At 67.8% G+C, this 12,847-nt stretch carries 12 protein-coding genes; 8 read left to right on the plus strand and 4 right to left on the minus strand.

All coding sequences use genetic code 11. The features are described 5' to 3' along the window. Positions 1–25: 25 nt before the first annotated feature. Genes C6570_RS04140 through C6570_RS04150 form a run of 3 tightly spaced genes read right to left on the minus strand, consistent with a single transcriptional unit; the run spans position 26 to position 3,875 of the window. Positions 26–1,357, minus strand: a complete 1,332-nt coding sequence (locus tag C6570_RS04140) for a UDP-glucose dehydrogenase family protein (RefSeq protein WP_106702095.1) — start codon at positions 1,355–1,357, stop codon at positions 26–28. Then, positions 1,354–2,364: an NAD-dependent epimerase gene (locus C6570_RS04145; RefSeq protein WP_106702096.1), complete on the minus strand. Its 1,011-nt coding sequence runs from the start codon at positions 2,362–2,364 to the stop codon at positions 1,354–1,356. The genes C6570_RS04140 and C6570_RS04145 overlap by 4 nt, the downstream gene beginning before the upstream one ends. Further along, positions 2,361–3,875, minus strand: coding sequence for an ArnT family glycosyltransferase (locus C6570_RS04150; protein ID WP_106704509.1), 1,515 nt, complete (start codon positions 3,873–3,875; stop codon positions 2,361–2,363). Before C6570_RS04150 ends, C6570_RS04145 begins: the two co-directional genes overlap by 4 nt. Before the next feature lie 114 nt (positions 3,876–3,989). On the opposite strand from C6570_RS04150, the gene C6570_RS04155 reads away from it, so the two are divergent. The 4 genes from C6570_RS04155 to C6570_RS04170 all read left to right on the plus strand — a co-directional run bounded on the left by C6570_RS04155 (position 3,990) and on the right by C6570_RS04170 (position 7,159). Further along, positions 3,990–5,024: a glycosyltransferase family 2 protein gene (locus C6570_RS04155; protein ID WP_106702097.1), complete on the plus strand. Its 1,035-nt coding sequence runs from the start codon at positions 3,990–3,992 to the stop codon at positions 5,022–5,024. Beyond that, complete coding sequence (locus tag C6570_RS04160) at positions 5,021–5,983, plus strand: lysylphosphatidylglycerol synthase transmembrane domain-containing protein (RefSeq protein ID WP_106702098.1); 963 nt, start codon at positions 5,021–5,023, stop codon at positions 5,981–5,983. Before C6570_RS04155 ends, C6570_RS04160 begins: the two co-directional genes overlap by 4 nt. Positions 5,984–6,154: 171 nt before the next feature. Continuing rightward, on the plus strand, positions 6,155–6,550 hold the full coding sequence (locus C6570_RS04165) for a DUF1090 domain-containing protein (RefSeq protein WP_164675488.1): 396 nt from the start codon (positions 6,155–6,157) through the stop codon (positions 6,548–6,550). Positions 6,551–6,706: 156 nt separating this feature from the next. Further along, the gene (locus C6570_RS04170) at positions 6,707–7,159 is read left to right on the plus strand and encodes an HIT family protein (protein WP_106704510.1); all 453 of its coding nucleotides are present in this window, start codon (positions 6,707–6,709) and stop codon (positions 7,157–7,159) included. Positions 7,160–7,355: 196 nt separating this feature from the next. Here C6570_RS04170 and hppD read toward each other — a convergent pair whose 3' ends face one another. Next, a complete protein-coding gene (gene hppD / locus C6570_RS04175) occupies positions 7,356–8,507 on the minus strand; it encodes a 4-hydroxyphenylpyruvate dioxygenase (protein WP_106702100.1) in 1,152 nt (383 codons plus the stop codon). Positions 8,508–8,720: 213 nt separating this feature from the next. Here hppD and C6570_RS04180 point away from each other — a divergent pair, with 213 nt between their 5' ends. The 4 genes from C6570_RS04180 (at position 8,721) to lnt (ending at position 12,832) form a co-directional block, all read left to right on the plus strand. After that, the gene (locus tag C6570_RS04180; protein WP_106702101.1) at positions 8,721–9,209 is read left to right on the plus strand and encodes an Lrp/AsnC family transcriptional regulator; all 489 of its coding nucleotides are present in this window, start codon (positions 8,721–8,723) and stop codon (positions 9,207–9,209) included. 192 nt (positions 9,210–9,401) lie between these two features. Next, a complete protein-coding gene (locus C6570_RS04185; RefSeq protein WP_123812204.1) occupies positions 9,402–10,109 on the plus strand; it encodes a GNAT family N-acetyltransferase in 708 nt (235 codons plus the stop codon). Positions 10,110–10,298: 189 nt separating this feature from the next. Then, positions 10,299–11,192, plus strand: a complete 894-nt coding sequence (locus C6570_RS04190; protein WP_106702102.1) for a CorC family transporter — start codon at positions 10,299–10,301, stop codon at positions 11,190–11,192. A gap of 14 nt (positions 11,193–11,206) precedes the next feature. Further along, complete coding sequence (gene lnt / locus C6570_RS04195) at positions 11,207–12,832, plus strand: apolipoprotein N-acyltransferase (RefSeq protein ID WP_106702103.1); 1,626 nt, start codon at positions 11,207–11,209, stop codon at positions 12,830–12,832. The last annotated feature ends 15 nt before the right edge of the window (positions 12,833–12,847 follow it).

Consider the following 12,847-nt stretch of genomic DNA (forward strand, 5'->3'; position numbering starts at 1 on the left):
GGCTTTGTTCCAACTGCGGCTGGCTTCAGCCGCGCGCTGGCCGCCCAATCGACTCATACGCCAGCCCGTGCCGCGCCACCACCGCCGGGTCGTACAGGTTGCGGCCGTCGAACACGATGCGGTCGCGCAGGGCCTGGGCGATGCGGTTGAAGTCGGGCACGCGGAACTGCTTCCACTCGGTCACGATGGCCAGGGCGTCGGCGCCTTCCAGCGCGGCCATGGGTGAATCGCACAAGGTCAGGTCGGCGCGCTCGCCGAAGATGCGGCGGGCCTCCGGCATGGCCACCGGGTCGTGCGCGCGCACCTGGGCGCCGGCGGCCCACAGCGCGGCCAGCAGGTTGCGGCTGGGCGCTTCGCGCATGTCGTCGGTTTCGGGCTTGAAGGCCAGGCCCCAGACGGCGATGGTCTTGCCGCGCAGGTCAGGGCCGTAGTGCGCCAGCACGCGTTCGGCCAGCACCTCGCGCTGGGCGTCGTTGCGGCGCTCTACGGCTTCCAGCACCTCGGGTGTGAAGCCGACGCTGCGCGCCGTGTGGATCAGCGCCTTGACGTCTTTGGGGAAGCAGCTGCCGCCATAGCCCGCACCGGGGTAGATGAAGTGGTAGCCGATGCGCGGGTCGCTGCCGATGCCGCGGCGCACCGCCTCGATGTCGGCGCCCAGGCGTTCGGCCAGGCCGGCGATTTCGTTGATGAAGCTGATCTTGGTGGCCAGCATGGCGTTGGCGGCGTACTTGGTCAGCTCGGCGCTCTTCACGTCCATCAGCACGATCTTGTCGTGGTTGCGGTTGAAGGGGGCGTACAGCTCGCGCAGCTGGCGTTCGGCGGTGGGGCTGCTGGTGCCGATGACGATGCGGTCGGGCCGCATGCAGTCGGCCACGGCGGCGCCTTCTTTCAGGAATTCGGGGTTGGACACCACTTCAAAAGCGATGTCGGCGCCGCGCTGGGCCAGCGCCTGGCGCACCTCGGCGGCCACCTTGTCGGCGGTGCCCACGGGCACGGTGGATTTGTTGACGATGGTCTTGGGCGCCGCCATGTGGGCGGCGATGGTGCGCGCCACGGCCAGCACGTGCTTGAGGTCGGCGCTGCCGTCTTCGTCGGGCGGCGTGCCGACGGCCAGAAAGATCAGGTCGCCGTGCGCCACGCCCGCCGCCGCGTCGGTGGTGAAGTGCAGGCGCCCGGCCGCGTGGTTGGCCTGCACCAGCGGCGTCAGGCCGGGCTCGTGGATGGGAATCCGCCCAGCCTGCAGCGCCGCCACTTTCGCGGCGTCGATATCGACGCACACCACGTCGTGCCCCACATCGGCCAGAACGGCCCCTTGAACCAGACCGACGTAGCCGGTGCCGAAGACGGTGACTTTCATGCTTGATAGAACTCGCGGTACCAATGGACGAAGCGCGCCACGCCTTCGCTAACCGGCGTGCTGGGCGAAAAACCCACCCAGGCGGCCAGGGCCGAGGTGTCGGCGGCGGTGCTGTGCATGTCGCCCGACTGAATGGGCAGCATGTTCTTGAGGGCCGTGGTGCCCAGCGCCGCCTCGATGGCAGCGATGTAGTCCATCAGCACCGTGGGCGCGCTGTTACCAATGTTGAAGATGCGGTAGGGCGCGCTGCTGGTGCCGGGGTTGGGCGCCAGCGGGTCGTAGGTCGGGTCGGGTGTGGCGGGCTTGTCCAGCACGCGCAGCACGCCTTCCACGATGTCGTCGATGTAGGTGAAGTCGCGCACCAGCTGGCCATTGCCATACACGTCGATCGCCTCGCCCGCCAGCATGGCGCGGGTGAACTTGAACAGCGCCATGTCGGGCCGGCCCCAGGGCCCGTACACGGTGAAGAAGCGCAGGCCGGTGGTGGGCATGCCGTACAGGTGGGCGTAGCTGTGCGCCATCACCTCGTTGGCTTTCTTGGTGGCGGCGTAGTAGCTCACGGGGTGGTCCACCGCGTCGCGTTCGCTGTAGGGCAGCTTGGCGTTGCCGCCGTACACGCTGGAGCTGCTGGCGAAAACCAGGTGCTGCACTTTCGCCTTGCGGCAGCCCTGCAGCACGTTGCCGAAGCCCAGCAGGTTGGCGTCGGTGTAGTCGTCGGGCTGGTCGATGGAGTAGCGCACGCCCGCCTGCGCGGCCAGATGCAGTACGCGAGTGGGCCGCACCTGATCGAACAGCATGTGCAGCGCGGTGCGGTCGGCCACGTCGAGCTTTTCAAAGCGAAAACGAGGGTGGTTTGCCACCCGCGCCAGCCGCGCGTGCTTGAGCGCTGGGTCGTAGTACGCGTTCAGGTTGTCGACGCCCACCACCGTGTCGCCGCGCGCCAGCAGGCGTTCGGTGCAGTGCATGCCGATGAAGCCGGCGCAGCCGGTGACGAGGATGGTGCTCATGGTTGGCGGGCGGCGGGGTGCCACACATAGTCATAGTGCGCGGGCGGGGTGCCGGCGCGCACCATGTGGAAGGGCAGCTCGATCACCTGCTGGTTCTGGGGGCCGATGGCGGCCAACACGGTGCTCCACCAGTGCGGCTCCAGCCGGTCGGCGCGGGAGATCAGCAGCCAGCCCTCGCCGCCGGCCTGCGCGCGGGCGGTGAGCCTGGCCACGCAGCGCGCCACGTCCTGCTCGTCGGCGTTGCAGGCGTACACCTCGGCCTGCGGAAACCGCGTGCGCAGCATGCCGCCCAGCATGTGGTCGGCCGCGATGATGGGGCTGCGGCGGTCGTAGCCCTTGTCCATCAGCTGGCCAGCCAGGGCGCGCGCATCGTGGTTCAGCTCGTCCGTGTCGCCGCGCGCGCCGCTGAACCAAGGCCGCACGCCGGCGGCCAGCAGCAGTACCAGGGCGATTGCCACAATGGCGCCGGTGTAGCGCCCGGCGCGCGGGTGCTGCTGCAGCTCGGGCCGCGCCGCAAACGCCGCCAGAGGCACCACGCACAGCAGGGGCAGCAGCCAGCGGCCCTTGAAGCTGGTCACCCCGGCCACCACCACCATGCCCAGCAGGGCCAGCAGCGTCAGCGCCAGGTAGCGCCACAGCACGCGCTGCGCCCAGGGTACGGCGGGCGCCGCGGGTTTTTTCCACCAGGACCGGCGAAACGCCCACAGCGCCACCAGTGCAAACAACGCGAACATGCCCGCCAGCCCGTCCACCAGCGCGATCAGGCCTTTGACCAGCCCGCGCTCGGGCTGAATCTGCATCTTGCTCAGCGTGCCGGCGGTGGCTTCGTGCAGGTGGTGAAGCAGCCACAGCGCATGCGGCGCCACCACCAGCGCGCCCACCAGCGGCGCCAGCCACCAGCCGCGCGACAGCAAGGCGCGGCGCGATTCGGCCACCGACAGCGCGGCCAGCAGCATCGCGCCGATCACCATCACATAGCTGTATTTGGCCAGCACGCCGCAGGCGCAGACCAGGCCCAGCCAGGCGAAATCCTGCGGGCGGGGGCGCCGCACGATGCGAAACAGCAGCCACCACGCGCCGCCCGTCATGGCGGTGACCAGGATGGTGTGCGTCTGGTCGCGCACCGAATACCAGCCCAGCGCGGGCAGCAGCAGCATGCTGGCCGACGCCCACCACGCGCCGCGCGGGCCCAGCAGCTCGCGCCCGGCCAAGTACATCAGCGCATAGGTCAGCGCCAGCAGCCCGTGCTTGAGCAGCGACAGCGACAGCACGCTGGGGCCAAAAACCTGGTTCATGCCCCACTGCAGCCAGGTGTACAGCGGCGGCTGCGCGCCGTAGCCCCAGGCCAGGTGTTGGGTCCACAGGATCTGCTCGGCCTCGTCCCACTTCAGGGCGGGCGAAACGGCCACGCGCGCCACGACGTGCGCCAGGCACAGGGCCAGCAACCACACCAACGGATGGGCCACGGGGGAGCGAAGCGAAGGCGCGGGCAGCGCGTTGGCTGAATTCATGCGGGTGGAAAAAACCGAAACCGCCGGCGGGGCGCGCGCAAAGGGCGCGCTGGGGTCCGGCAAACCGTGCAAGGCACAATCGCCGCATTATCCCGCCAGGCGCGCGCCCCTTTCATGAACGCTGACCGCACCCCGGCGCCCGATGTCTCCATCGTGGTGCCCATCTACAACGAAGTCGACAACCTGCCCGAGCTGGTGCGGCGCATTGGTGCGGCCATGCACGGGCAGCCGTTTAGCTTCGAGCTGCTGGCCGTGGACGATGGCTCCACCGACGGCAGCCGCGCCAAGCTGCGCGAGCTGGCCGCCGCCACGCCCTGGCTGCGCCCGGTGTTCCTGGCGCGCAACTATGGCCAGTCCAGCGCGCTGCAGGCCGGGTTTGACCGCGTGCGCGGCCGCTACGTCGTCACGCTGGACGCCGACCTGCAAAACGAGCCCGACGACATCCCGCTGCTGCTCAACCGGCTAGAGACCGACCCCGACGTGGACATGGTCAGCGGTTGGCGCAAAGACCGGCAAGACGCCGAACTGTCGCGCAAGCTGCCCTCGCGCATCGCCAACCGGCTGATCTCCAGCGCCACCGGCGTGCACCTGCACGACTACGGCTGCGCGTTGAAAGCCTACCGCCGCCCCATCATCGACCGCATCCGCCTGTATGGCGAGCTGCACCGTTTCATCCCCTCGCTGGCCAAGGATGCGGGCGCGCGCATCACCGAAGTGCCGGTGCGCCACCACGCGCGCACGGCGGGCGTGTCGAAGTACGGCATCGACCGCACCTTCCGCGTCATTCTTGACCTGATCCTGATCGTCTTCTTCATGCGCTACCGCCAGCGCCCGCTGCACGCCTTTGGCGGCCTGGGCCTGTGGCTGATGACGCCCGGCGGGCTGATTTTGATGTGGCTCTTGCTGGTCAAGCTGACGGGGCACGACATCGGCGGGCGCCCGCTGCTGCTGGTGGGCGTCATGCTGGTGCTGATGGGCGTGCAGCTGGTCGTGGCCGGCCTGATCGGCGAAATGCTGACCCGCGTGTACTACGAATCCAGCGGCACGCCGCAGTTTCATTCGCAGGAATACGCGGCTGAAGATTTTGAGCCAAATCGGCCTCCAGCGCAGCACCCACCAGCGCCGGCAGCTACTGAAATCATAGTGTGAAGCGCGCCCGCAAGGCCTTGTGGCGCGGCCTGCTCGGGCTGGCGCTGCTGGGCGCCGTGCTGTGGCTGGCCGACCCGGCGCGCGTGCTCGGCCAGCTGCGCCAGGCGCAGCCCGGCTGGCTGCTGGCCGGGCTGGCAGCGGCCATCGCATCCAACATCGTCTCGGCCCTGCGCTGGCGCGCGCTGGCGCGCTGGCTGGGCGCCGACATGGGGGTGCGCGACGCCAGCCGCTGGTACTTTCAAGCCATTGGCCTGAACGCCCTGCTGCCCGGCGCCGTGCTGGGCGGCGACTTGTACCGCGCCGTCGTGCTCAAGCGAGCGGGGCAAGACACGCTGGCCTCCAGCTGGTCGGTGGTGCTCGACCGTGTCAGCGGCCTGTGGATGCTGTGCGCCATCGGTGGCCTGGGCGCCGCCGCCTGCGCGCCGCAACTGGCGCCGGTGCTGCGCCTGCCCACGGGTGCCTTCGTTGCGCTGATGCTGGCAGGCACGACGGCTTGGTTGCTGCTGCCGCTGGCGCTGCCCTGGTTGTTGCGGGCCGGGCGGGGCGAACCTTCCGCTGGCGGCGCGGGCTGGCTGCATCGCGTTGCCGCCGTGCTGGCACCGCTGCGCGGCGCCGTGGAGCGCCCGGACTTCCTCGCCCAGCTGCTGCAACAAGCCACCGCCTCGGCCGCCGTGCAGGTGCTGTCTGCTGCGGCGCTGGCTGCGGGCGGGCTGGCGCTGGGCGTGCACATCGGCTGGGCGGCCTGGGCCTTCGCCATCGCCCCCATCTTTCTGATGGCGGCGCTGCCCGCCAGCGTGGGCGGCTGGGGCACACGCGAAGCCGCCGCCGTGGCGGCCCTGGCGCCGTTTGGCGTGCCTGCGGCTGCAGCGGTGGGCGTGGGGGTGATCTACGGGCTGTACCAGCTGGTGCAGGGCGCACTGGGGGCGCTGGCGTTTGGGTTGCCGGGGCGAAAGCCGTAGTGGCGCGGCTTTGGCTTGAGTGGCCCGCGCGGGTCGTCAACGGGTGGCCATCTGCGCACCCTTTTTGTGCGGGCCTATGATCGGCGGTGACACTGGCGGATGTCCGTCTGGCCCATGTTGCGTGGGGCCGGGCAGGGGAATGGCACCCGCCGCACCACTTCAAAGGTTTACATGTTGAAAAAAATCACCCGTTGCTTGATCGTTGCGCCGCTGGCGCTGGGCGTGACTTGCGCGTTGGCCGCTGGCCAGCCGGGCCCCGCGTGCGCGGCCAAGCAGGCCGAGATCGAATCGAACATCGCCGCGGCCCAGGCGCGCGGCAACGCGCGCGAAGTGGCTGGCCTGCAAAAGGCGCTAGAGGCCAACCAGCGCCATTGCACCGACGAAGGGCTGGCGCAGGAACACGCCCAGCGCGTGGAAAAGGCGCAAAAGAAAGTGGCAGAGCGCGAAGCCGAACTGGCCAAGGCCCAGTCCACGAACAAGCAGAAAAAGATCGACAAGGCGCAACAGAAGCTGGACCGCGCCCGCGCCGACCTGGACCAAGCCCGGCAGCGCCCCTTGGGCGGCTGAGTACGCCTGGGGCGATGCCGCCCCGGCGGCCACGAAGCGCGCCGCGAAGCCGTTGCGCGTGCAGGCACGCCTTGTGGCACACGGGCGCACGTCACCCGGCGCCCTGGCGCAGCCCACCGGCAACGCCCCTGATCATTGCCAAGGAGGATGGCCACCATGCCCATGTTCGTCGACACCTCGCCGCCCGGCCAATGCATCTTCTGCCGGTTGATTGCGGGCGAAATCCCTGCGGCGCGCGTGTTTGAGGACGCGCAGACCATCGCCTTCATGGACCTGGGCCAGGTCACACCCGGCCATGTGCTGGTGGCCAGCAAACGCCACGCGCCCACGCTGTACGAGCTGTCGCCCGAAGAGGCCGGTGCCGTGATGGCCACGGCCCAGCGCGTGGCCGTGGCCGTTCGCGCGGCGTTCGACCCGCCTGGGCTGACGCTGCTGCAAGCCAACGGCGCGCTGGGCGGGCAGACCGTGGGCCACTTTCACCTGCACGTGGTGCCGCGCTATGAAGGCGACGGCATCAGCTTCACCTGGCCGCGCCAGGAGCCAGGGCCGGACGTGCTGAACGCCTATGCCGAGCGGATGCGGCAAGCCTGGGGCCAAACGCCAGGGTGAAGCGCAAGACCGAAGCGCAATCCGCCGCGCCGATAGGCTAGGCGCCCCAATATGCTTCTAAAGTGATAGCTGCCAGCGCTGGTGGCGCGGGCGCCAGAGGCTGATTTGATTGGCAAATGCCAAGCCCCGCGCCGCGTGCCAGCCATGCAGCGCAGCCACCGGCGCTGCCGCCTGCGCGCTGCCTCCATCCACTGCCTCAGCCCGCCGTGGTGTCCTTCAACACCCCGCGGCGCATCTGATCGAGCTCCATCGTCTCGAACAAGGCCTTGAAGTTGCCTTCGCCAAAGCCTTCGTTGCCTTTGCGCTGGATGAACTCAAAGAAGATCGGGCCCAGCTGGTTCTCGCTGAAGATCTGCAGCAGCAGCTCGTTCTCGGCGCCGTCCACCAGGATGTTGCGCGACTGCAGCTCGCCAATCGGCTCTTTCAGCGCGGGAATGCGCTTGGGCAGCAGCTCGTAGTAGGTCTCGCTGGTGTTCAGCAGCTTCACGCCCGCCATCTGCAGCGCGTCCACCGTGTCGTACAGGTTGGTGCTGGCCAGTGCGATGTGCTGCACGCCTTCGCCTTGGTAGCGGTCCAGGTATTCCTGGATCTGGCCCTTCTGGTCGTTGCCTTCCTCGTTGATCGGAATGCGGATCTTGCCGCACGGGCTGGTCATGGCCTTGCTTTTCACGCCCGTGGCCTGGCCTTCGATGTCGAAGTAGCGCACCTCGCGGAAGTTGAACAGGCGCTCATAAAAGCCCGCCCATTCGGCCATGCGGCCCTTGTGCACGTTGTGCGTCAGGTGGTCGATCACCGTCATGCCGAAGCCTTCGGGGTTCACGGCGGCGGCGCCGGTGATGCCGGGCAGCGGCTCGAAGTCCACGTCGTAGAAGCCGATGTTGCCGATGTCGCCCGGCTGCGCGCCATTCTTGCCGCGCCAGCGGTCGATCAAGTAGATGATCGAGTCGCCAATGCCCTTGATGGCCGGAATGTTCAGCTCGCCCGGGCCGGCCTGGCCCGCGTAGCCCCACGCGCCCAGCGACAGGGCGCGCTCATGCGCGGCCTTGGCGTCCTGCACGCGAAACGCGATGGCGCAGATGCTGGGCCCGTGCAGGCGCGCAAAGCGCTGGGCAAAGCTGTCGGGCTCGGCGTTGATGATGAAGTTGATCTCGCCCTGGCGGTACAGCGTCACGTCTTTGTGGCGGTGCTTGGCCACGGCGGTGAAGCCCATGCGCTGGAACAGCTCGCCCATGGCCTTCGGGTCGGGTGCGGCGTATTCGATGAACTCAAAGCCGTCCGTGCCCATGGGGTTGTCCCAGGTGGTGCCCGCCTGGGCGGTGGCGGTGCTGGCGTTCGGGTCGGTGGTCATGGGGTGTCTCCTGTCGGTGCGCAGATGGATCGGGTCAAGTGCCTGACTCTAGGGTGCGCCCGGCCGCGCTTTTTGGCGTTGCGAGGGCTGTCTATGGCGGTTGGCGCAGAAAACGTGAGTCAAATCGGGGCTGCCCGCGCAAATCCTGCGTGAGTGGCTGTGCGATGGCGAAAACCCGCTTGGCTAGACCGATCGGCGCCGTAAAATTGCGCCATGGAAGACGCCGGCGCACTCGACCGCATCGACCGCGCCATCCTGCGCCGGTTGCAGGACGACGGCCGCGCCACCTGCGAGGCCTTGGGCGAGCAGATCGGCCTGTCGGCCAGCGCGGTGCTGCGGCGCATCAAAAAGCTGGAAGATGCGGGCGTGATCGACCGCTATGTGGCGCTGGTCAAGCCCGAAAGCCTTGGTCTGGGGCTGATCGCCTACGTGAACGTGCGCCTGGAAAAGCGCGCCGAAGGCAACAAGCGCAACCCGATGGACGAGTTTCGCGCCAGCGTGCAGGCCTGGCCCGAGGTGGTGGAATGCACGGCGCTGACAGGCGAGATGGATTTCTTGCTGCGCCTGGTGCTTCACGACATGAGCGCGTACTCACGCTTCATGATGGACACCCTGCTGCGCCACCCCGCCGTGCAGGATTGCAAGACCAGCTTCGTGATGGACCGCGTCAAGGCGACCACGGCGATGCCGATTTTGGGGTAAAAAGCGGGTCTGGCGCAGGTGGGTAGAGCGCTGGCAGCTATTAAATAGATAGTAATTCGGCGTTCGCGCTATGACCCTGCTGGCAACGCCGGGATCCGCCGGCGCGACATAAGTCCGATATTCTTTGCTGCACTGCACCAATTGTTCGCGATTGGACTTTTGACTCTAGGATCTGAGCCCAAAAATAGAGCTATGGAAAACCGCACGACCCCACGTCCGTCGGACAGCGGGCAAGTCAGCCCACTGCCTGCGCCCGCTGCCGCCGCCCGGCATTCGGCGATCGTCCCCATCCGGGAGATCGGCGAGCGCTACCGTGAGCAGATCGCGCGGCATTTGCTCGACCTGAACGAGCACGACCGCTATTTGCGCTTCGGCTACTCGGCGAACGACCGGCAGATCCAGAACTACGTCGACAAGCTGGATTTCAAGCGCGACCAGGTGTTTGGCATCTTCAACCGCAAGCTCGAGCTGATCGCCATGGCCCACGTGGCCTACCCCACCGACCTGGGCGTGGCCGCCTTTGCCGAGTTTGGCGTGTCGGTGTCGCACCATGCGCGCGGGCGCGGCTATGGATCGCGCCTGTTTGACCGCGCCGCCATCCACGCCGTGAACGACGACGTGAAGACGCTGTACATCCATGCCTTGTCGGAGAACAAGGCCATGCTGAAGATCGCCCGCAACGCCGGGGCGGTGGTCGAGCGCTCGGGCAGCGAAAGCGAAGCGCACCTTCAACTGCCCGAGGCGACCTTCAAGTCGCGCGTGAGCCAGCTGGTGGCCGGCCAGGTCGGGCAGGTCGACTACTGGCTCAAGAGCGAAGGCCGCCACCTGCGCAGCCTGGTCGCCACCGCGCGCGAAGTGCGCGAAGCCGTGCGCGACAACCCGCACCGGCCCGGCAGCTGAGCCCGCCGATGCGCCGGATGCGCTGCGCCCGCGTGCCCGTCCAGGTGGGGCGCACTGAAGGCATTTGCCGCGTTTGCTATCAGGCGCGCAGGGCAAAAACATCGGCATCCGGCCCGCTGCCGCACGGGCTGTCGCACAGTTCCGCTATCCTTGTCGCCTTGACCACTACCGCAGTTCTGCACCCCCACCGTGGCTGACCCCCACCCTGCGCGCGCTTCAGAGCGCGCCGCCGAGCGCGAAGATAAGCGCACCCTGTTTCAAAAACTGGTCGAATTCATCAAGCCGGGCCCCGACTCGACCGATGAGCTGATCGAAACCCTGGCCGAGGCCGAGGACAAAGAGCTCATCGACGCCGAGAGCCGGATCATGCTGGAGGGCGTGCTGCGCCTGGCCGACATGAGCGCCGGCGATGCGATGGTGGCGGCCCCGCGCATGGACCTGCTGGACATCGACTCGCCTTACGACGAGCTCCTGCACCACGTCATCAACACCGCGCATTCGCGCTTTCCGGTGTACCAGGGCGAGCGCGAGAACATCATTGGCATCTTGATGGCCAAAGATTTGCTGAAGCTGCAGCGCGCGCCGGAACTGAACGTGCGCACGCTGGTGCGCCCGGCGTATTTCGTGCCGGAAAGCAAGGGCCTGAACGAGCTGCTGCGCGCCTTCCGCGTCAACCGCAACCATTTGGCCATCGTGGTGGATGAGTTCGGCCGCACGGCCGGCCTGATCACCATCGAGGACGTGCTTGAGCAGATCGTTGGCGAGATCGAGGACGAGTTCGACATCGAAGGTGACGACGGCGACATCTTCGCGCTGGCCGACGACACCTGGCGCGTGGCCGGCGACACGCCGATCGAGCGCGTTGAAGAGCAGTTTGGCGTTGAGCTGGACCCCGAGCCGGACGGCGACCTGGAGGTGGATTTCGACACCATCGGCGGCCTGATCGCCCACCGCATGGGCCACGTGCCCAAGCGCGGCGAGCGGCACCATGTCGGCGGGCTGGAGTTTCTCACGCTGCACACCAAGGGCGGCGCGGTGCGCTGGTTCAAGGTCTCGCGCCTGCCGCTGGACGCGCAGAGCTGATCGCGCCTTCCGCCATGCAGGCCCTCGCTCGCCGCGTGGCTTTGCCCGCCGCCGCCTTGCTGGCCGGCTGGGTGCAGTCCCTGGCCATTGCCGACCCATTCACCGGGGGCGCGCACGGCTGGTTGCAGGTGCTCAGCCTGGCCGCGCTCGTGTGGCTGGTGCTGCGCACCGCGTCGCCTACCGACGCCCACGACGCGATGGGCAAATCCGCGCGCCGCGCAGTCTGGCGTGCGGCGCTGCTGGGTTGGTTGTTCGGCTTGGGCTGGCTGACGGGCACCTTCTGGTGGCTGTTCATCTCCATGCACGTCTATGGCGGCCTGAATGCGGTGCTGACCCTGGCCGCCGTGCTGGCGCTGGCGGGCTTTCTGTCGATCTACTACGCGGCAGCGAGCGCCGCTTTTGCCGCATTCGCGTTGCGTGACGGCGCGCGGCAGCGGCCCTTTGCCCTGGCCTTGCTGTTCGCGGCCCTGTGGACTTTGGCCGAGCTGGCGCGCGGCAGCTGGTTCACCGGCTTTCCATGGGGCGCGGGCGGCTACGCGCACGTGGACGGCGTTCTGGCCTTCTTGCCGCGCTATGTGGGCGTCTATGGGCTGGGGTTGGTGGCTGCGGCCGTGGCCGCGCTGCTGGCCCTGGCCAACCATATTCCGTGGCGCAGCGCGCGCACCTGGGTTGGTGTGACGGTGGCGCTGCTGGTGAGCGCAGGTCTTTGGGCAGGGCGTGTGACGGCAATCGACGCCGACGCAGGGGCAGATCGTCCGGCTTCCCTGGTCATGGATGTGGCGCTGATGCAGGGCAACATCCCGCAGGACGAAAAATTCGTGCCAGGGCGCGGCATCGTCGATTCGCTGCGCTGGTACGGCGAGCAGCTGCAGGACAACACCGCCACCTTGATCGTCGGCCCTGAGACAGCGGTGCCACTGCTGCCACGTCAGTTGCCCGACGGGTATTGGGACGCGCTGGTGCAGCGCTACCAGCGGCCCGGTCAGGCGGCGTTGTTAGGCATCCCGCTGGGCGACCTGGAGACGGGCTACACCAATTCCGTCATCGGACTGGCGCCGGGGCAGGGCGCGCCGTACCGCTACGACAAGCACCATCTCGTGCCTTTTGGCGAATTCATCCCGCCGTTCTTTCGCTGGTTCACCGAGATGATGAACATCCCGCTGGGCGACTTTGCCCGCGGCGCCGTCGGTCAGCCTTCGTTCGCATGGCAAGGCCAGCGCCTGGCGCCGAACATCTGCTACGAAGATTTGTTTGGCGAAGAACTGGCGGCGCGCTTTGTCGATCCGGCCACGGCGCCGACTGCCTTCGTCAACGTCAGCAACATTGGCTGGTTCGGCGATTCGGTGGCCATTGACCAGCATTTGCTGATCAGCCGCATGCGCGCGCTGGAGTTCGAGCGGCCCATGCTGCGGGCGACCAATACCGGTGCGACGGCTATCATCGACCACAAAGGACAGGTCACGCGCTTGCTTCCCCGTTTGACGAGAGGGGTACTTCGGGGGGAAGTCCTAGGGCGCACCCATGTCACTCCGTTTGCTCACTGGGCCAGCTATGCTGGACTCTGGCCACTTTGGGCCATTTGCGGCCTGATCGTTTGCGCCATTTCGCTGCGCTTCCTTTGTTTTCCGGGGAAAAGCTAGAACGAGAATAACTGC

Source organism: Ottowia oryzae, assembly GCF_003008535.1.
Taxonomy (GTDB): domain Bacteria; phylum Pseudomonadota; class Gammaproteobacteria; order Burkholderiales; family Burkholderiaceae_C; genus Ottowia; species Ottowia oryzae.

Coding starts and splice junctions, on each gene's coding strand:
- C6570_RS04140 (WP_106702095.1), bottom strand. CDS start 1,357: ATGAAAGTCACCGTCTTCGGCACCGGCTACGTCGGTCTGGTTCAAGGG.
- C6570_RS04145 (WP_106702096.1), bottom strand. CDS start 2,364: ATGAGCACCATCCTCGTCACCGGCTGCGCCGGCTTCATCGGCATGCAC.
- C6570_RS04150 (WP_106704509.1), bottom strand. CDS start 3,875: ATGAATTCAGCCAACGCGCTGCCCGCGCCTTCGCTTCGCTCCCCCGTG.
- C6570_RS04155 (WP_106702097.1), top strand. CDS start 3,990: ATGAACGCTGACCGCACCCCGGCGCCCGATGTCTCCATCGTGGTGCCC.
- C6570_RS04165 (WP_164675488.1), top strand. CDS start 6,155: ATGTTGAAAAAAATCACCCGTTGCTTGATCGTTGCGCCGCTGGCGCTG.
- C6570_RS04170 (WP_106704510.1), top strand. CDS start 6,707: ATGCCCATGTTCGTCGACACCTCGCCGCCCGGCCAATGCATCTTCTGC.
- hppD (WP_106702100.1), bottom strand. CDS start 8,507: ATGACCACCGACCCGAACGCCAGCACCGCCACCGCCCAGGCGGGCACC.
- C6570_RS04180 (WP_106702101.1), top strand. CDS start 8,721: ATGGAAGACGCCGGCGCACTCGACCGCATCGACCGCGCCATCCTGCGC.
- C6570_RS04185 (WP_123812204.1), top strand. CDS start 9,402: ATGGAAAACCGCACGACCCCACGTCCGTCGGACAGCGGGCAAGTCAGC.
- lnt (WP_106702103.1), top strand. CDS start 11,207: ATGCAGGCCCTCGCTCGCCGCGTGGCTTTGCCCGCCGCCGCCTTGCTG.